We start from the raw sequence: 18429 nt of genomic DNA on the forward strand, positions 1-18429 counted from the left end.
CTGCATAAGCCTACAAGGACCGGACACGGCAAGAACTCCAATCGCAAATCCTGGTAGTGAAGCAACTCAAAACTCTATTGCAACCTTACTGGTATCTAAGTTGCGCCTGAACACGGTCCAAGATTGTGCCGCCTTAGAAGAATCCCTTGAAAGCATGAGAAACAAGACAACCATCAAAAGCTCACTAAAGCCAAGCATTGAAAAAGTTAAGACCCTTCCAAGCTCAAGAGATAGAGCAGCAATGATCGGACCAAATGCTACACCCGCAGCCGCACGGATATAGATAACTGCAATCGCAGAACCGTGCTTGCCAGAACCAGAAAAAATTCTGCTCTGCTGAACTAACCTGAACAAACAATTGCACTGCAAAACCAGCCAAAATACGAGCCCGCATTAGCCAAGAGAAATCATCACAAAAAGAGAAAATAAAAAGTCCTATTATTAAATAACTCATGGCAATCAAAGACTTTTTACACGCACACCTAAGAGCCGCCCACTTGCATCCAGGGTCAACACCCAACCAGCAACCAAGCGCGTGCCCAATAACAAGCACACCCAATAGCGGATGATTCAGCGCGATTTAATATTAAAGGACAGCAAATTATAGGGCCACAGCCATATAAAAGATTACCTCGGATCAAGCACTAAGAGCATAAATAATAGCACGAAGCCTAGAGGCTAAATCACAATAAATGCAGAAAACAATGGATTCGACGACCTCCAAACTTTACACTTTAATTTTCAAGTCGAAACAGAAACTTCAACCGCCCTGACTGATGACCAATGCAACCCAAGCTGAACACGCGAACCCAACATATTTTGCGACCAGATCGATCGATGCCACTCAGTAGATTGCCTGGATCGTTTGTCCAAGGGAAATTTCCCTATCAGTGCCCTTCCGTGGCCAAGAGCTTTTCTATGACCAGATCCATTCGGCCGTGGTGCTTGGGCGCACAAGTGGGAATCAGTAAAACCGTTTCCTCATGCTGAACTTGCTCTTGGCAGTGCGTCAGCGAAGTGAATCGCTGGTTGCACCCCTCGAACCGGAAGATCTCTGCCTTCAGGGCATGGCCGATGCAAGTCCGCCGAAATGGCACCTTGCTCACACCACCTGGTTCTTCGATACCTTTTTGCTTCAGCCCTATCTCAAAGGCTACGAAGGCTGTGATCCACGCTGGAGTTATCAATTCAACTCCTATTACGAAGCGGCCGGGGCACGCCATCCAAGACCCTCACGGGGTGTCCTGACCCGGCCGACAATCAGGGAGGTCTTGGCGTGGCGGCAACAGGTGGACGCTGCATTAACGCAACTCCTGACCTCCCCGGACGCTGACCAAGAAGACATCCAGCAACTGGCAGAACTGGGTCTACATCACGAACAGCAGCATCAGGAATTGCTGTTGATGGATCTCTTGGATGGCTTTAGCCGACAACCGTTAGAGCCTGCTTATCAAACTGGCGCCGATCATCATCTGGGACCTTTAGAGCCAACCCAAGCCCGCTGGATCTCCTGCGATGGAGGTCTCTATGAAATCGGCCATGCTGGCGCGGGATTCCATTTTGACAACGAGGGGCCGTCGCATCGCATCTGGCTGGAGGACTTTGCCCTGATGGATCATTTGGTGTGCAACGACGACTTCAGGTGCTTTATCGCAGATGGGGGGTATCAGCGCCCAGAACTTTGGATGAGTGAGGGCTGGGCCGTACAACAACAACTGGGATGGCAGGCTCCCCGGTACTGGCGCGGCGACGGGCCTGCAGATCAATGGCAGGAAGAATTCACCCTGGAAGGAAGGCGGCACTTGAATCGAAAAGCACCGGTGCGCCATTTGAGCTGGTTCGAAGCCGATGCCTACGCACGGTGGTGTGGTGCTCGATTGCCCAGCGAAGCGGAATGGGAAGTGGCCCTACAACAGCATCAACCTCTGATCCACGATGCTCACGGCAAGCTGTGGCAATGGACGGCAAGTCCTTATAGGCCCTATCCGGGATTCCTTCCGGCCCCAGGCGCTGTGGGTGAATACAACGGAAAATTCATGAGCTCCCAGTTTGTTCTGCGCGGCAGCAGCTGGCTCACACCGGAAGGCCATGAGCGCGACACCTACCGGAACTTCTTTGCACCAGCAAACCGTTGGATGGCAGCAGGACTGCGCCTGGCCCGATGAGCATCGAGCTGATTGACCTACATCCCGCCCCTGCGGATCTGAAGCAGCTGGTGCAGTCAGGCTTCAAATGCCAGCCGCGGCAACTGCCAGCTTGGGTGTTGTACGACGCGAAAGGATCACGCCTATTTGCCCAGATCTGCGAACAACCTGAATACGGCCTAACCCGCACAGAGATCAAGCTACTGGAGGAGAATGCACCAGCCATTGCCAAAGCCGTAGGAGATGGCGTCATCGTGGAATTCGGCATCGGCAATGCCCACAAGGTTTCCCCCCTACTCAACGCAATCCAGCCGTCAACCTTTGTGGCCCTGGACATCAGCCAAGCAGCTCTAAGGGATTCGCTAACCAGACTCGCCAGCACCTATCCCATGGTGTCAATGCTAGGTATCTGCTGCGACCACAGCAGCATGCAAGCGCTACCGCCCCACCCCCGGCTCGAGGGTGTCCGCTGCATCGGCTTTTTCCCCGGCAGCTCCCTCGGAAACTTCACACCAAAAGAAGCAGTGGCAGTACTTCGTCGGTTCCGAAAGCTGCTTGGCGGTGGTCCCCTGCTGCTCGGTCTCGACCAACCCCGTGATCCAATCCAGCTCGAGGCTGCCTACAATGATGCGGCAGGCATCTCAGCAGCTTTCGCGCGCAACCTCTTGCATCGTCTCAATCGTGAGCTGGAAGCAGATTTCAGACCGGACCACTTCTCTTATCGAGCCCGTTGGCAAGAAGAGTTTCATCGCATCGAAATGGCTCTAGTGAGCCGCTGCAGTCAAACAATCGTGATTGACAACAGCACCTGGTCATTCAGCGCCGGAGAACCACTCATCACCGAATACAGCGTCAAATACAACCCACAAGAGGCAGCCAGACTGGCTGAAAAGGCGGGCTGGAGAATCAACCAAAGATGGCACGACTCTGCCGATTCACTCTCGCTGCATCTGCTGGAACCGTCAGACTGAGCTAAGAAGAAAGAAGAAGTGCTAAATGAGCCGAGAGCAGCAACGCCAGAACGTGCGACAAGAACGTGAAAGCCTAATCCGGGAGCTAGAAGGAATCTACCGAAGGGCTTTTGAACGACTAACAGTGCTTGACCTAGGGGAAGGAAGCTTGGCAAGACTCACCCAACTGTTACTGCACTCGCGTGAGGGCGCTATCAAACCCCTGCAAGAAGAGATCGAAGCCCCACTGATTACTCGTGCCCCAGATCAGTCATGAGCGCAACCTGGCTCGACGAACTGGAACGAGTCTTAGAGGAGAGGTTGACCGACTTCCTCCGCGAGAATCCATATCAGGAGTTACTCCTCCACCAACAACACCAAAAAGACCATTACCAAAACCTGAAAAGGCAGCGACAGCAACTTCAAAAAGAAGCAGAGGAACTTCGCCGGCAACTCCTCACCCTTGCCGGCACAGTTCGGGAGTGGAGCACTCGATCGAATCGTGCCAGAAAGGCAGGAGCCTCGGCCCTGGCCGATCGGGCCGATCAACACATAGCCGATTTAATGGAGCAGGGTCGGCAACTATGGTCCGATTTGGATCAACTGGGCAATCGCTTCAAAGACGTCGAGAAGAAATTTTGCTCACTTTCTGAACAGTCAGCAAGAGATAGCTCCACTCTTGAAGAGGACTGGATACGATTCGCAGCCCAACAAGAACTCCAAGAGCTCATACGAAAACGCGACAAGACTAATTAAGTCAGGCTTTTGGGGCCGGAGGCTCAAGACTCACGTTCTCCGGAGGAGGAGTTGGGTCTGGATCAGCAATCAGCATGTGCTGAAGCACAATTTCTGGACGCTCGCTATCACGCCAGCGAATGCGATATGCGGGCATCTTGGTGCCGCGACTGGTGGTCTGCTCAACGGGTTCCATCACCCACCCGCGCCTGGATCGACCCTGGGGATTGCGCTTGACCACCGCATCGGCGTGTTTGAAGCGGAAACCTACGCGCTCGCCACTCATAGAAATAGGACCATGCCATTGAGTTAATTATCCACTGCGACGGTTCCCGACGTTGAAGATTAAGTTTTGAGCTCCGGTCGAAGCAGAGGGAAAGCAATCACATCACGTATTGAAGGGCTATCGGTGAACAACATCACTAAGCGATCGATGCCAATACCCAAGCCACCGGTAGGGGGCATGCCCACCTCAAGAGCCTGAAGGAAATCCTCATCAACCCCATGAGCCTCAAGGTCCCCAGCCTGACGACGTGCTTGCTGAGCCTCAAGCCGCTGACGCTGATCAAGGGGATCGATTAACTCACTAAAAGCATTGGCTGTTTCCCGACCCACAATGAACAATTCAAAGCGCTCGACCAATCCTGGTTTGCTGCGATGTTGTCGGGCAAGAGGAGAGATCTCAATCGGATAATCGAGCACAAATGTTGGCTGGATCAGACTTACCTCCACTGCTTGTTCAAAGGCCTCATTAAGCAAGCGGCCCACACTATCGGCCTTAGACGGCACCTCTAGACCTGCCCGCGCCATAGCCGAAGCCGCTACCGCACGGTCTTTAAAACCCATGAAATCAAGCCCCGTCGCCTCTTGCACCAGTTCGTGCATGCTGGCTCTCCGCCAAGGGGGCGTTAGGTCGATTTCTATGTCTTGATAAGTGATCCTCGTAGACCCACAGATCTGAGTACAAACTGAGGAAATCAGCTGCTCAGTAAGGACCATCATGTCGATGTAATCCGCATAGGCCTGATAGACCTCTACAGAAGTGAATTCAGGGTTGTGGCGGGTACTCATCCCCTCGTTACGAAAGATGCGCCCAAGCTCATAGACCCGCTCAAATCCACCAACCACAAGCCTCTTGAGATGCAGCTCTGTGGCAATACGCAGATAAAGAGGAAGATCGAGTGTGTTGTGGTGAGTAATGAATGGCCTAGCTTCGGCGCCACCAGCCTCAGCCTGAAGCACCGGTGTCTCGATTTCCAAGAAGGCACGATCATCGAGCCATCGACGGATTGCACTCACCATCAATGCCCGGCGGCGAAAAGTCTCACGCGACTGAGGCGACACGATCAAATCCAGATAGCGTTGCCGATAGCGCTTCTCCACATCAGCTAAACCGTGCCACTTATCTGGCAAGGGTTGCAATGATTTGCTCAAGATCTGCCACTGCTGAACCTTCACCGAAAGCTCACCACGGTCAGTGCGACGAAGCACGCCTGTGACCCCAATCCAGTCGCCCGCGTCAACAAGGGTGGTGAGCTGAACAAAAGTTCCTGAAGCCAGCTCATTTGATGCAGCCGCATCAATGGTGGCCTTCTCCAAATACAACTGAATCGTGCCGGTCTCATCCGCCAAGGTATAGAAAGCCAACTTGCCCATGACACGACGGGTCATCACCCGACCAGCCACAGACACAGTGAGAAGCCTCTCCTCACCCTTGGCCAAATCAGCATGATCCGCCTGCAAGTTAGCGGTGCGATGACTTGACTCAAATCGCAGGGCATAAGGCCCATTCCCCAGCTCTTTGAGGGCTTGTGCCTTTTCCAGGCGAGTCTCACGCAGCTCAGACAAGGCACTCAGGACTGACCTCGCCATCTTGCCGGTCGATGGAGTCGTTGCTCTACTCACCCCATCGACTTAATCAACTCGCAACGGCAACCGAAGCAGGAGCAGAAGCAGGAGCAGGAGCAGGAGCAGGAGCAGGACTATCCCCAACGCGCTGGGAGGAGTAACCAATTCCACGAACCGTAAGGATTAGCTCTGGATTGCGCGGGTCTGGCTCGAGCTTGCCACGCAAACGAGCTACATAAACATCGACCACACGCAAGTCGGCCGCCCGGCGAGGGGGATAACCCCAGAGCTGCTCCAAGATTTCGGCCCTGGGTACCACCCGTCCAGGTTCACGGAACAACAGTTCCAAAAGACTGAATTCGGTGTAGGTGAGGCCAATACGCTCTCCTGCACGACTCACCTGGCGGCGATTGGTGTCAACCACCAAATCACCAACTCGCAGAACACCCTGCCCAACTGGCAGATCTCTGATTTCAGCCGTAGCGGAACCTGGACCAACCCGACGCAGAATCGTGGCAATACGAGCCTCAAGTTCCTTGGGACTAAAGGGCTTGGGAATGTAATCATCTGCCCCAAGATCAAGTCCAGCCACACGTTCAGAAATGGCCTCTAATGCTGAGAGGAAAATAATCGGCACACAAGACTCAGCCCTAAGCCTTCTACAAACAGCAAAACCATCCATCTTGGGCAGCATCACATCGAGAACAAGCAAATCAGGCTGTTCTCGATGAAAAATCTCAAGAGCCTCTTCCCCGTCCTCGGCACAAATCACCCGATAGCCAGCCAGTTGAAGTCGCATGACCAAAATCCGGAGGACTGCTGGCTCATCGTCAACGACAAGAATGGTCGCCTTCGGATTCCCGGGAGCCTGCGTCTCAGACCCATCATGACTTTGGTACTGAGATAAACCCCCCGGATGTGACATATGAGCATTTCCTCATGAAGAAACACAACCTTAACCTTCCGCCTTGAGCAAAAATCGCTAACGAGCTTGAGAAATAGCAGTTTTTCTATTTATTTAAGAATTAAAAGGTACTTATACTTAGGTATCAATTACTAATTGATTGCACTTTAGGGCCATCTAGCTTCTGCGTAGCGATTCCACTGACGAGCAGCCTCTTCCACAGCCTCATCGCTGCTGATTTGATCGAGCATCGCCCGCTGTAACTGGGTATAAATAATGCTCTGCAGACGCTTGATCCCAGGTAAAGCCGGAACCAAAACTTTCGCCCGCTTCAAAGTCTTGGCAGACAATGCTCTGGCAGAGCGGATCTGAGCAGCCTCACGCGACTCCGGACGCTCAGCCTTAAGAGCAATCTGAACCTGTCGCAAGGCGTTTCTAGACGATGGCAACACCTTGGCTTGCTGCGCAAAAGTTGCCTGATTAACCCCATTGGTTAGAAACAAGGCAAAATCAACGGCTTCCTGCTGGCGCCTGCTCTGACGAGGCACCACCAACGTCATCACAGCGACATTCGCATTGCCATCACCACCGACAAGCGGTGGATAGGAGTTAGTCACCCTGGCCACAGCCGGAGCGTTTGTCTGGATCGTGCGTAGGAATTCAGCCCCGCTCGCCAACATGGCCAACTCACCGCTCTGATAAAGCTCTATCGCTCGCTTCTGACCCTGGCTTATCACCTCTCGAGGCAGGAGACCTTGCCGATAAAGATCGGTCCAGAAGGCAAAAGCACGTTGACCCTTTGGAGTAGCAAAACCAGCCCGCCTCCGAGAATCCAGCAAAGTGACTCCCATCTGAACCATCGACTCAAGCAGTTCAGTCGAATCGTCAGGGACCACAGTGACGAATAGGCCATAGCGACCTGTGCGCTCACGAATGCGGCGCGCATAGGAAGGTACATCCTGCCAACGTCGCGGTGGAGCCTCCAGTTCGGCTTGTCGCAACAACTGCTGGTTAACCAAACTCAGCCGTACCGTGAGATACCAAGGAATGGCGATCTGTCGCCCCTCAGCATCCAGGCCAGACTCCCAAACCGAGGGAAGGTAGCGGTCGGCTGCATCGTCTGGAAGCAAAGGCGTCAGATCCCTAATCCCCCCTTTGCTGGCAAGATTTGCAGCAAAGGGGGGATTGAGATTGACCACGTCTGGTGCGGTACGCGCGAACACCGCAGCCAATAACTTGCGCTCCACTGATCCCCAGGGGAGATCTGTCCAACGCACCAACGCACCGGGGTGATTCTGCTGCCAGTTTTTGATGACCCCCTCCATATAGGGGGTGAACTTGGGCGCCAGTTGCAACGTCCAGAGCTGCAAATCAGTTAAAGATCCCTGCTTCGATCGACAACCCCAACCAATCAAGGCTGCACCAAGCACCACTAGGCCTGCAACAACAACCTTTCTTCGTGACCGCAGCATTCTCATGACCTGTTCAAGCTCGAGCCAGCCGCCGCCAAATCAACAGCATCCATGACACCAGCAGAGGAGCAACCAAACCAGTGACCAACGACTGTGCCAAAAAGGTATGCAACCCCCAGGAATGAAGCCAAGACACCGAGCTATCGAACTGAATCAAAAGCGTTTGCAGCCAAAGACTCAAGCCAACCAGAGCTGTACCCATCCATGCCAATAATCCGAGATTGAAACTGCCCTGAATCAGTGGAGCACGCCTGCCTAGCCGTCCCCACCACCATCCAAGCGCCATCAACGCCGGCAGTTGACTCGCACCACCAAGGCTGAGGCCATCCAATACCAAGCCAAGACAAAGTCCAGCAGTGAGTCCAGAGACAGGTCCATCAACAAGGGCCCAAGGCAACAACCACAACACCGCCCAGCAGGGACCCACCCCAGAAAGGCTCAACCAGGTCGGTGCAGCGAGGGTCAGCCAAGGCACGAAGAGGCTTGAAGCCAAGCAAATCGGTTGCTGATGAAGGCGCGCCATCAGCGAATCTGCACCTGCACCCAATCGATGGCTTCTGGTGCAGCGATTAACTGCACAGCTGCACGAGGAGCCGGAACTGCTCGGTCATCCACTTTCTGAATCACCCCTACAGGCAGGCTGGCGGGCAACAATGTGCTTGCAGGCGAGATGCTGACAAGATCACCTGGCACTGCATAGGGATTCTTATCGAGAAACTCCAACTGAGGCCTACTCGTACCCACACCAACCAAGAGGCCATGACGCTTGGTTCGCGGTATCCAAACTCCAACCCGACTACCTGGCGCAGTGAGCAGTTGAACACGTGCAGTGGCAGGGGTGACACTTTGGATTCTCCCCAGTAATCCTCCTGGCCCCATCACAGCATCACCCTGAGCAATCCCATGCAATCGCCCCTTGCCCAGTTCCAGTTGCTGCCACCACCCCTTCGGGGTACGGGAAATCACAGCCGCGGAAATGCGACCAGATCCTGAGGCCTGACCAAGAGCAAGCAACCCGCGCAGTCTTTGATTGTCCTGCTCAAGCAACCGAAGTTTGCTCTGTTGCTCGAGCTGAATACCAGACTGGATCCATTCTCGCTGGGCTGATCCAGGCCAAAACGGCCGACTAAAAAGGGCATAAGCATCAGCAAAACCGGCGCCTTTACTCCAACGCACCAAACCAAGTGCTGCCACTAACAACAGCCAAGGCAAAACTCCACGCCAACGCCACCAACGGAAAGATGCCTGCCACGGGGAAACCCCCATCGATTCAAGCCGTCATTGAAGAGCGAGTGAATTCCGGAGTATCAAGCACCCTGCGAAGTCGCTTGTAATCCTCGAGGACCTGACCACAACCATTAACCACACACAACAATGGATCCTCTGCAACATGAGTAAAGATGCCTGTCTCATGGCTAATTAAATCGCTTATCCCGCGCACCAAGGCTCCTCCACCAGCAAGCATGATGCCACGGTCAACAATGTCAGCAGCTAATTCTGGTGGTGTGCGTTCAAGGGTGCGCTTCACGGCCTCCACAATCACGTTGAGGGGTTCTGCTATCGCCTCCCGCAAGTCTCCAGCCTGCAAATTGATCGAACGTGGCAGACCGGAGAGCAGATGCAGCCCCCGCACATCCATGGCCTGCTGGTCAAACTCGTGATTTGGGAAAGCGGAGCCAATGCGGATCTTGATCTCCTCGGCCGTGCGCTCACCGACGACAAGGTTGTGAACCTTCTTCAAATAAACCCCAATGGCATCACTAATTTCATCACCGGCCACGCGAACCGACTCACTCAACACAGTTCCTCCCAAGCTGAGCACCGCCACCTCGGTTGTGCCTCCTCCTATATCAACGATCATCGTTCCAATTGGCTCAGTAACAGGAAGACCAGCTCCAATGGCGGCTGCAACAGGCTCATCAATCAGATGAACTTCCCGAGCTCCTGCCATGCCTGCCTCCCGCACGGCACGCCGTTCGACACCAGTCACTCCGCTCGGGATACCCACCACCAAGCGAGGAGCAACAATGCCTCGACCTTCATTCCCCTTCTGAATAAAGGTCTTCAGCATCTGCTCAGCTGCATCGAAATCGGCGATCACGCCATCGCGCAGTGGACGCACGGCACGAATATTGCCAGGGGTGCGGCCAAGCATCAACTTGGCATCGTCACCCACCGCCAGAGGCACACCGTTCTCCAAGTCGAGGGCTACGACAGAAGGCTCCTGAAGCACAATCCCTTTTCCCGACACGTAAATCAGGGTATTGGCGGTACCAAGATCAATGCCGATGTCGCGTGACAGTTGAAAGCGACGAAAAAACACAAGCGCTGGACTCAAGTCGGCGAATCATAGGTGTCGTAGCCAATGCAGCTTGTTACACCCAGCGATGAGGGTGGAACTCCTTATAAGCAGCCACTTAAACCGTGGCGCATCATTGACCAAACTCAAACAAATAGGTTTCATTCATGAGCGTAAATTCCGTCACACTCGTCGGCCGAGCAGGCCGTGATCCAGAAGTTCGCTACTTCGAATCGGGAACGGTTGTCGCCAACCTCACCATGGCCGTGAACCGTCGCAGTCGCGACGACGAACCAGACTGGTTCAACCTAGAGATCTGGGGCAAACAGGCTCAAGTCGCGGCGGATTATGTCAAAAAAGGATCTCTGCTGGGTATCATCGGTAGCTTCAAACTGGACCGCTGGACCGATCGCAACACCGGAGAAGAGCGAACCAAGCCTGTTGTGCGGGTGGACCGTCTAGAACTTCTAGGTTCCAAACGTGATGCAGAAGCGAGCAACTTTGGCGGAGGGGGATTTGGGGACGGCCCAAGTGAAGAGGAAGTCCCCTTTTAAGACTCATTGATCAATGAGTGTGATGACGCCTGCGCCAAATGCGCAGGCCCAGCCACACCACTGCAGCCAACACCGCAATAACCAGGCCCCCCTTAACAACCTTGGAGACAGGATCTATCCACAGCTCCACATTGCTGTAACCCTCCCCAAGCCCCAACCCAGCCAGGGTGAGTAGCAAAGTCCAGATCAGGCTGCCTGCTGTTGTCCAGATCAGGAAAGGTGCGAAAGGCATCAATTCAATGCCTGCAGGCACAGAGATCAAGGTACGAATACCAGGCACTAGCCGTCCCCAAAACACCAACGCCGTGCCGTAACGATTAAACCAACGACGGCTGCGCGCAAGTTCTGCCGGACTGATACCGATCCAACGGCCATGTCGACTGAGCCAAACCTCAAGCCTTTGCTCATTGATAACCCGCCCAATGCCATACCAAGGGAGAGCCCCCAGCAAGGTGCCCAACAAACCGGCCAACACCACTGGTAAGAACTGCAGCTGCCCCTGCTGCACGTAGAAACCGCCAAGAGGCATGATCAACTCGGATGGGATCGGTGGAAAAAGATTTTCCAGAAACATGGCCGCGAATATCGCGCCATAACCCATCCACTGGTTGGCCTCCACGGCCTGGCCGATCATCTCCGGCAACTGAGTAATCAGTTCAGAAAGCCCCATGGAGCCTACGCATCACCAGGCAAGTCTTCCATGGGGCCGGAGTTCCTGATGGTCATGCGATCAGCAACGCTCGCAGAAGACTCACAGAGATCAGAACTCGTCAAGCGCCTCAACGCCTCTTTAAGCCTCAACAATGTGCCGACGAATCATTCGGGAGGCATCTTTCAATGTTTGCTGATTACTGATTACTGATGGCCTCACGACCAAAGTATTGAGCTAGCAAATTCACTCCAAGCTGACTATTAACAGCCGGTCCAGTCAAAAACCAAATTTCACCATAAAATAGGCCAAGAATGCAGACAGAATAATTCAAGGCCACAAAATATTAAACTGGCAGGATTAATTCGCTAAAAACAACTTTTTTATTTTCACATTCAAATAGAGTTCATTCAGCCGCATTTATCTCTTTTTAACACTCAATCTATAACAAGTCTTGTGTTATCTTCTTGCCAGACAGACAAGCCTAATTATGAAAAACAAGCTTGCCTGCCTAGAGACAATCAGTAGCGATAATGGTCGGGCTTGTAGGGACCTTCAACAGGCACACTGATGTAATCGGCCTGCTGCTTGGTGAGCTCAGTAAGCCTCGCGCCGATCTTCTCCAAGTGAAGGCGGGCCACCATCTCATCGAGGTGCTTCGGCAACACATACACCTGATCGGCATACTGATCACCTTTCGAGAACAACTCAATTTGAGCCAACACCTGATTGGTAAAGGAATTACTCATCACAAAGCTCGGGTGACCGGTAGCACAACCAAGGTTTACCAAACGCCCTTCAGCCAGAAGAATGATCTTATTGCCGCTAGGAAGAGTGATGTGATCAACTTGAGGCTTGATATTCTCCCACTGATAATCCTTCAAAGATGCAACATCAATCTCATTATCAAAGTGACCGATATTGCAAACAATAGCCTCGTCTTTCATACGGATCAGATGTTCATGGCGAATCACCTGAAAGTTACCTGTGGAGGTCACAAAGATATCGACATCGTGAACCACCTCATCCAGACGTACCACCCGATAGCCCTCCATCGCTGCCTGAAGGGCACAGATGGGATCAATTTCAGCAATCATCACTGTGGCACCAAGGCCACGTAGCGATTGTGCTGAACCCTTACCCACATCGCCATAGCCCATCACCAAAGCCACCTTTCCAGCAACCATCACATCAGTGGCCCGCTTGATGCCATCCACCAAAGACTCACGGCAACCATAAAGATTGTCGAACTTGCTCTTGGTTACCGAGTCATTGACATTGATCGCCGGGAAAGGCAATTCACCACTCTTCTGCATCTGATACAGACGCGCGACACCCGTAGTTGTCTCTTCTGTCACCCCTTGAATATTGCTCTTGATGCGGGAATAAAAGCTGGAATCCTGGGCCAACTTGGTACGAATCGAGGCAAACAATGCCGTCTCTTCCTCGTTGCCAGGGTTATCCAGTACAGAACGATCGCTCTCGGCCTTGCTGCCAAGCATCACCAAGCCAGTTGCATCTCCGCCGTCATCCAAGATCATGTTGGGAGTGCCACCATCACCCCACTCGAGAATGCGATGGGTATAGGCCCAATACTCATCAAGAGTCTCGCCTTTGGTTGCAAAAACAGGCACGCCGCTAGCGGCAATAGCAGCAGCAGCGTGATCTTGAGTAGAAAAAATGTTGCATGAAGCCCAGCGCACATCTGCACCGAGGGCGACCAGCGTCTCAATCAACACACCGGTCTGAATGGTCATGTGCAGACTGCCAGCAATGCGAGCCCCCTTGAGAGGTTTTTCGCTGCCGTGCTTGACCCTCAGGGCCATCAAACCTGGCATCTCAGTTTCAGCAATGCTCAATTCCTTGCGGCCAAAATCCGCTAGATCGATGTCGGCTACGACGTATTGAGAGGGGGCCTGCAACGAGGCCGTTGATGTGGGCACTGCCACCATGGTTCAAAGCTCCCTTGGGAGAATCGTGGACGGAAATCTCAGCGAAGTCGCCGAGACTTCGGCATCGCTTATGGGCCAATCTACAGATGACTCATGGATTCTTGAAAATCTTGAGGCCACTCGATGCCTAGGAATAGTCCTTGTCCAGCGGCTACCTTCTTTATCAGTGCTGTTGCTAGAAGGGCCCCTAGGGGCCGGTAAAACCTCTCTAGTGCAGGGCATCGCAACCGCTCTCGGCATCCGTGAGCCGATCACATCACCTACATACGCTCTTGCTCAGCACTACCCGGACGGGAATCCTCCTCTGATCCATCTAGATCTATACCGCTTGGAGCAACCCAGCACTGCCAATGAGCTATTTCTGCAAGAGGAAGAAGAAGCCCAAGCACTAGGTGCCCTCATGGCCGTGGAATGGCCTGATCGATTAAGCCTGAACTTGCCTGAAGCCTGGAGATTGCAATTGCAGCATCGAGCTCAAGGAGGTCGTCTGGCTCAGTTCACCTCACCTGCGAACGACCCCAAAAACTCCTCCACTTGCATCTGAGACGGCTGCGGATCGATACCACCAGCCCCTCCACAAACAAGCGCGCCACAGGCTGCTGCAAAACGAACCATCTCCCGGGCCTTGATCAGATCTCGTTGAGATGAGGCATCCATCAAAAATTGATGCAGCAATCCTGCAGTGAAAGCATCCCCAGCACCGGTGGTGTCGATAACTGAAGGGGGAGAAAGCGCTGCAAGCTCCCCAACACAACCCCCTATCCACCACCGCACCGGACGCGACCCATCTGTCACAACCACATCCGGCTGCTGCGGAAGGGATCGCGCAATCACTGCAGGATCGTCAGTGTCAAAGAACCAAACGGCCTCTTCCCTAGCCAGTTTGAGCAGAGCAGCACGCTCAAGAAGCGGCGCAATCGCTTGCAAGGCCTTCTCATCAGGGCCACTATCGGGAGAACTGCCAGGATCCCAGAAGGTTGGACGCCAGTTGACATCCAGGGCTATCTCAAGGCCTGCTGTTTGTGCCTGCTCAACGCACCAAAGCAAGGCTTGGGCGGAAGCTGATGTGGCCAAAGGAATGGAGCCGATCAACAACCAGCTCGCCTTACCTACCAGCAAAGGCCAGCTGGCCGCCAACTCATCTAAAGACAGAGCCTGATCAGCAAAACCGTCTCCGCGGTCGCCTGCAAAACCCTGGAACACCCGCTCCCCATCGAGATCACGACGCACCAACACAATGCGACTGGGTCGGCGCTGATCGGTCTGCAGACCAGCAAGGTTCACGCCTCGAGTATCAAACAATTCTCGAAACCTGGCCCCGATGGCATCGTCTCCAAGACGTCCTAAAAAAGCCACTTTGCTACCAAGCCGAGCTAAGCCACAAGCCACGTTGGCAGGGGCTCCCCCTAGGCAATCCTCGACAGGCTGATCCACAGCTGGATCTCCCCCCAGCGGTCCAAGACGATCCACCAACGCCTCGCCCAAGCAAATCACCTCAGGCTCAAGGCTGTGAACAGGATTGGTCCCCGTCATCAGTTAGCAGCTACTGAGATGAAGCTAGGAACACTGGCTAAGCGTGTCTGCGCGAAGATGATCTATCAACGCTGCAATCATGCGCGCATTGGCTGCCGGGAAGGGATAGTCAGAAAGATCTTCAGGCTTCACCCAGCACACCTGCTGACTCGCCAAAGGCTTTGGTTCTCCTGCAATCCAGCGGCAGAGATGAACAACAAAGCGAAGCTTCTTATGGCTGTAGGCATGGTCAAGAGCAATTAGCTGCTCACCCACCTGCACTTCAATCGCCAATTCCTCCCTGAGCTCGCGAGCAATGGTGGCTTCGATGGCTTCGCCTGGCTCCTGCTTACCACCAGGGAATTCCCACAAACCACCGAGTAATCCCTCATTAAGCCGCTGATCAATTAAGACCTCACCCGCTTCGTTCAGTACGACCCCCACACCAATCAGCTGGAAGGGAATGGGCTTGCTCGCATCCTTCACGGGGAAGTGGCTTGGCTCTCCAGCAGCGTAGGCAGCACAACTACTTTGCCAAGGACATAACTGACAACTGGGGGTCCTAGGCGTACACACCAACGCACCCAAATCCATCAAGGCCTGATTGAAATCTCTTGGCCGCAAAGGATCGAGGAGGGCTTCACTCCACTGCCAAAAACTTACCTGCGCTCTTTGGGGTGAATCCAAGCAAGCATGAACTCTGGCCAGCACACGACGCACATTGCCATCAAGGATGGGCACTCGCCTATTCAATGCACTGGAAAGGATGCTCCCTGCCGTGGTACGACCAATACCCGGAACAGCCTGCCAAGCCTCAAGAGAAGAGGGCATAGGGGAAGCGGCCAATTGACGCGCCGCCTGATGCAACCTGCGGGCACGAGAGTAATAGCCCAGGCCTTGCCACAGCAACAACACTTGGCGCTCTTCAGCAGCAGCCAAATGCTGCACCGTTGGCAACACCAACATCCACTGCTCCCAGTAGGGACGCATCACCCTCAACTGGGTTTGTTGGAGCATCACCTCAGCAATCCAAATGCCGTAGAGCGCGAGATCTTCGTTTGGTTCGGGCCAACGCCCATCTGATGTGAACATCCACGGCTTGATGGCAATGACCTTGCGACCATGGACTTCCCACCATGCCAGCAGTGTGCGCCTCAGTTCAGGAGCTATCTCACTTATATCGCGATGCCCGCTGCTTCCTCCTGGGTCCATCAGACAGCAACCCAGGCCTGGTCACTCCCCAGAAGCTTTCCCGACAAACCCAAGCGCTGGAGGATCCGACCAATCTGCGCCGGAGCCAGCGGCCGCCCAGTACTGCTCAGCTTTTCGACTCCTACCAAAGCAGCAGCCATCGCCATGTAGCTCAAACCTGCACTAACCATTGGCTCGAGAACTCCACGCAGATCCTCGACCTCCGCAACACCCTTCTGCTTGCGCACACAAGACTGCTTGGCTGCACCTGACCGGTATCCCCCAAGACACCCCCCTTGCCTTAGCCGCGGCCAACGCTTCTTTGGTCCGCTCACTGATCCGGCGCGCCTCGAACTCAGCGACGCTGGTCATCATCGTGAGCACCATCCGCCCAGCACTAGTGGTGGCGTCGATCTCCGGGAGATCGCAGAACACAAAGCCACCCATGCCGTTCTTCTCTACCTCGTTGGCAAGCTTCAAGACGAAGCCTGTATCCCGAGCAAACCAATCAATCTTGGCCACCACAATCACAGCATTCTCAGCACGAGCCTGAGCCGCGGCTAACTGAGGGCGATCGTTTCTCCGCCCTCTCTCCACCTCAACAAACTCTGCAACGATCAATGCCCCACACTCCGCTGCCATGGCTGCTACAAGCGCCCATTGAGCTTCAAGGCCCTGGCCGGAGTGCTCCTGGCGATCTGTACTGACTCGGGAATAAGCAAGCCAGCGAACCTGACTCTTTAAGCCTTCGGCCACCAAGGCCTTAAAGCAGAGCGTGAGACAGTCGCTTGGATATCAGGAAGGCTTGCTTTAAAGCAAAAAATCTCGGTGCTGTTGTTGTCGCTGTCGCTCAACTCGACAAGTTATTTGGGTTAGGGATGAGGGAATAGTTAGGGGGTTGAGTTCTGCTGAGCAGCTATCCGTTATTCGCTTGTTGATGATCGAGCTCTGATGCCGTCAGCCCATGGCTCGAGCAAAACGCATAATGCCGTCTGGGTGCAGTTTTCACATCACGCTGCGCTGCAATAGCAGGCAGGTCTTGATTGCTAAAGCCCTTAGGCGGGGTGTCTTACAGGCGGTACTGAAAAAGGCCAAGCAGAAATTTGCCGTGAAGGATTATGGGCTATGCCTAATGGCTAACCACCTTCACTTGCTCATCAAGCCAGAAGAAGCCAAGGATTTGCCGAGGTTGATGAACTGGGCTGGAACGAGTTTTTAAGGCACCATTTCAGCGTTCGTTCAACCAGGCCATTGCTTGAAGCAAACGATTCTCGATGTTGACCTGCTGGCTTTTGAACAGGGCACAAAACGTCAACAAGCAGCTGTCGTTGACGGGCTAATGCGCAGCCTCGGCACAGGGTTTGTGGTGACCACCAGTGATCTGCCTGCGGCACTTCTCGATGAGGCCTACGGGATGCTGAACCGTTTCTTTGCTCTAGAAGCGACAACAAAACGACAATTCAACGTGCCCGAAGCTTTTGGCCAGACTGGCTATACAGAAACACTTGTAGAAACAGCGGCAAGCGAAAAACTTCCCGACTGGAAAGAAATGCTCAACTGGGCATTACCACTCCCAGACAACCACCCCTTACGCCGCCGTTTCCCCACGCTCTATCCAGAACAACTCCTACCAGAAGTCGCCGTACCAGGAATCACTGCAGTGTTGCAAACCTTCCACCAAACCATCGCCGAGTTGCAGTGTCGCGTGCTGCGAATCATCGCTACTGGCCTTGGTTGCCATCATGATTTTTTCACTGATCTGGTACAAGACGCACCAACGCTCACCAGAGCGATCCGCTACCCACCCATGAGCGAAGCCCCTGCTGCAGGGCACATGTGGGCCGCCGCCCATGGCGACATCAACCTGATTACAGCCTTACCGCGAGCCACAGCCCCAGGTCTGCAGGTCTACATCGATGGCTCTTGGGTTAATGCCATTGCCCCTGAAGGCCAAGTGATCGTCAACAGTGGCTTGATGCTGGAACGGATCAGCAATGGCCTTATCCCAACCGGCTGGCACCGCGTCTTAGCGCCGAGCGAATGGGATCGTGAGCGCCTAAGCGTTGTGCAGTTCTGTCACCCCAAACCATCCACCCTGCTCACACCGCTCAGCAGCTGCGTCAATGCAAGTCATCCACAACGTTTTGCCGGCGTGATGGCTGCCGATGCCCTAGAAGAAGTGCTTTACCAAATCAAATTGATGGATTAATGGCTCCAAT

Annotated in this window: 23 protein-coding genes; 9 read left to right on the plus strand and 14 right to left on the minus strand. The window is 53.8% G+C overall.

The genetic code is table 11. The features are described 5' to 3' along the window. Positions 1-66: 66 nt before the first annotated feature. Entirely contained in the window at positions 67-354 is a 288-nt protein-coding gene (locus SIB80_RS00180) for a hypothetical protein (protein WP_063419035.1), read from the minus strand. Positions 355-983: 629 nt separating this feature from the next. Between SIB80_RS00180 and egtB the strand changes: the two genes are divergently transcribed. Genes egtB through SIB80_RS00200 form a run of 4 tightly spaced genes read left to right on the plus strand, consistent with a single transcriptional unit; the run spans position 984 to position 3850 of the window. Further along, on the plus strand, positions 984-2165 hold the full coding sequence (egtB, locus tag SIB80_RS00185; RefSeq protein WP_063419034.1) for an ergothioneine biosynthesis protein EgtB: 1182 nt from the start codon (positions 984-986) through the stop codon (positions 2163-2165). Beyond that, entirely contained in the window at positions 2162-3115 is a 954-nt protein-coding gene (gene egtD, locus SIB80_RS00190; RefSeq protein WP_063419033.1) for an L-histidine N(alpha)-methyltransferase, read from the plus strand. Before egtB ends, egtD begins: the two co-directional genes overlap by 4 nt. A gap of 25 nt (positions 3116-3140) precedes the next feature. Next, on the plus strand, positions 3141-3371 hold the full coding sequence (locus SIB80_RS00195) for a hercynine metabolism small protein (protein WP_063419032.1): 231 nt from the start codon (positions 3141-3143) through the stop codon (positions 3369-3371). Then, positions 3368-3850: a hercynine metabolism protein gene (locus tag SIB80_RS00200; protein ID WP_063419031.1), complete on the plus strand. Its 483-nt coding sequence runs from the start codon at positions 3368-3370 to the stop codon at positions 3848-3850. The genes SIB80_RS00195 and SIB80_RS00200 overlap by 4 nt, the downstream gene beginning before the upstream one ends. 1 nt (position 3851) lies before the next feature. Here SIB80_RS00200 and SIB80_RS00205 read toward each other — a convergent pair whose 3' ends face one another. From SIB80_RS00205 to SIB80_RS00235, 7 genes are all read right to left on the minus strand, one after another. After that, positions 3852-4115, minus strand: coding sequence for a hypothetical protein (locus SIB80_RS00205; protein WP_006042532.1), 264 nt, complete (start codon positions 4113-4115; stop codon positions 3852-3854). A 59-nt stretch (positions 4116-4174) separates the two neighbouring features. After that, complete coding sequence (gene lysS, locus SIB80_RS00210; protein ID WP_205909607.1) at positions 4175-5701, minus strand: lysine--tRNA ligase; 1527 nt, start codon at positions 5699-5701, stop codon at positions 4175-4177. Between the two features lie 46 nt (positions 5702-5747). Continuing rightward, positions 5748-6602: a response regulator transcription factor RpaB gene (gene rpaB / locus SIB80_RS00215; protein WP_063419027.1), complete on the minus strand. Its 855-nt coding sequence runs from the start codon at positions 6600-6602 to the stop codon at positions 5748-5750. A gap of 146 nt (positions 6603-6748) precedes the next feature. Then, complete coding sequence (locus tag SIB80_RS00220; RefSeq protein WP_063419025.1) at positions 6749-8053, minus strand: ABC transporter substrate-binding protein; 1305 nt, start codon at positions 8051-8053, stop codon at positions 6749-6751. Between the two features lie 13 nt (positions 8054-8066). Continuing rightward, complete coding sequence (locus SIB80_RS00225; RefSeq protein WP_063419023.1) at positions 8067-8576, minus strand: hypothetical protein; 510 nt, start codon at positions 8574-8576, stop codon at positions 8067-8069. Next, entirely contained in the window at positions 8576-9319 is a 744-nt protein-coding gene (gene mreC, locus SIB80_RS00230) for a rod shape-determining protein MreC (protein WP_063419021.1), read from the minus strand. Before mreC ends, SIB80_RS00225 begins: the two co-directional genes overlap by 1 nt. A 4-nt stretch (positions 9320-9323) precedes the next feature. After that, entirely contained in the window at positions 9324-10376 is a 1053-nt protein-coding gene (locus SIB80_RS00235; protein WP_011129521.1) for a rod shape-determining protein, read from the minus strand. Positions 10377-10519: 143 nt separating this feature from the next. Between SIB80_RS00235 and SIB80_RS00240 the strand changes: the two genes are divergently transcribed. After that, positions 10520-10906, plus strand: coding sequence for a single-stranded DNA-binding protein (locus SIB80_RS00240; protein WP_011129520.1), 387 nt, complete (start codon positions 10520-10522; stop codon positions 10904-10906). A gap of 10 nt (positions 10907-10916) precedes the next feature. On the opposite strand, the gene SIB80_RS00245 is transcribed toward SIB80_RS00240, so the two are convergent. Further along, a complete protein-coding gene (locus SIB80_RS00245) occupies positions 10917-11576 on the minus strand; it encodes a DedA family protein (protein WP_063419018.1) in 660 nt (219 codons plus the stop codon). A gap of 30 nt (positions 11577-11606) precedes the next feature. On the opposite strand from SIB80_RS00245, the gene SIB80_RS00250 reads away from it, so the two are divergent. Next, a complete protein-coding gene (locus SIB80_RS00250) occupies positions 11607-11768 on the plus strand; it encodes a hypothetical protein (protein WP_169276480.1) in 162 nt (53 codons plus the stop codon). 308 nt (positions 11769-12076) lie between these two features. Here the strand turns inward: SIB80_RS00250 and ahcY are convergent, their stop codons facing one another. Then, positions 12077-13507, minus strand: a complete 1431-nt coding sequence (gene ahcY / locus SIB80_RS00255) for an adenosylhomocysteinase (RefSeq protein ID WP_063419016.1) — start codon at positions 13505-13507, stop codon at positions 12077-12079. Between the two features lie 70 nt (positions 13508-13577). Between ahcY and tsaE the strand changes: the two genes are divergently transcribed. Continuing rightward, entirely contained in the window at positions 13578-14051 is a 474-nt protein-coding gene (tsaE, locus tag SIB80_RS00260; RefSeq protein ID WP_063419087.1) for a tRNA (adenosine(37)-N6)-threonylcarbamoyltransferase complex ATPase subunit type 1 TsaE, read from the plus strand. Here tsaE and SIB80_RS00265 read toward each other — a convergent pair. From SIB80_RS00265 to SIB80_RS00280, 4 genes are read right to left on the minus strand one after another with little or no spacing between them, the layout of a single operon-like run. Beyond that, on the minus strand, positions 14000-15040 hold the full coding sequence (locus SIB80_RS00265; RefSeq protein WP_063419009.1) for a carbohydrate kinase family protein: 1041 nt from the start codon (positions 15038-15040) through the stop codon (positions 14000-14002). The two genes, tsaE and SIB80_RS00265, sit on opposite strands and share 52 nt — an antisense overlap. A 24-nt stretch (positions 15041-15064) precedes the next feature. Next, positions 15065-16231 (minus strand): 8-oxo-dGTP diphosphatase MutT, encoded by a 1167-nt coding sequence (gene mutT, locus SIB80_RS00270; RefSeq protein WP_063419002.1) that lies wholly within the window; start codon positions 16229-16231, stop codon positions 15065-15067. Beyond that, positions 16231-16401: a hypothetical protein gene (locus SIB80_RS00275; protein WP_236065936.1), complete on the minus strand. Its 171-nt coding sequence runs from the start codon at positions 16399-16401 to the stop codon at positions 16231-16233. Before SIB80_RS00275 ends, mutT begins: the two co-directional genes overlap by 1 nt. Beyond that, entirely contained in the window at positions 16394-16966 is a 573-nt protein-coding gene (locus SIB80_RS00280; protein WP_236065935.1) for a recombinase family protein, read from the minus strand. The genes SIB80_RS00275 and SIB80_RS00280 overlap by 8 nt, the downstream gene beginning before the upstream one ends. Positions 16967-17195: 229 nt before the next feature. Here SIB80_RS00280 and SIB80_RS00285 point away from each other — a divergent pair, with 229 nt between their 5' ends. Further along, positions 17196-17429 (plus strand): transposase, encoded by a 234-nt coding sequence (locus tag SIB80_RS00285; RefSeq protein WP_328585569.1) that lies wholly within the window; start codon positions 17196-17198, stop codon positions 17427-17429. Positions 17430-17465: 36 nt separating this feature from the next. Further along, entirely contained in the window at positions 17466-18419 is a 954-nt protein-coding gene (locus SIB80_RS00290; protein WP_063419001.1) for an isopenicillin N synthase family dioxygenase, read from the plus strand. Positions 18420-18429 lie beyond the last annotated feature (10 nt).

This window comes from Prochlorococcus sp. MIT 1327 (assembly GCF_047304785.1).
Taxonomy (GTDB): domain Bacteria; phylum Cyanobacteriota; class Cyanobacteriia; order PCC-6307; family Cyanobiaceae; genus Prochlorococcus; species Prochlorococcus marinus_D.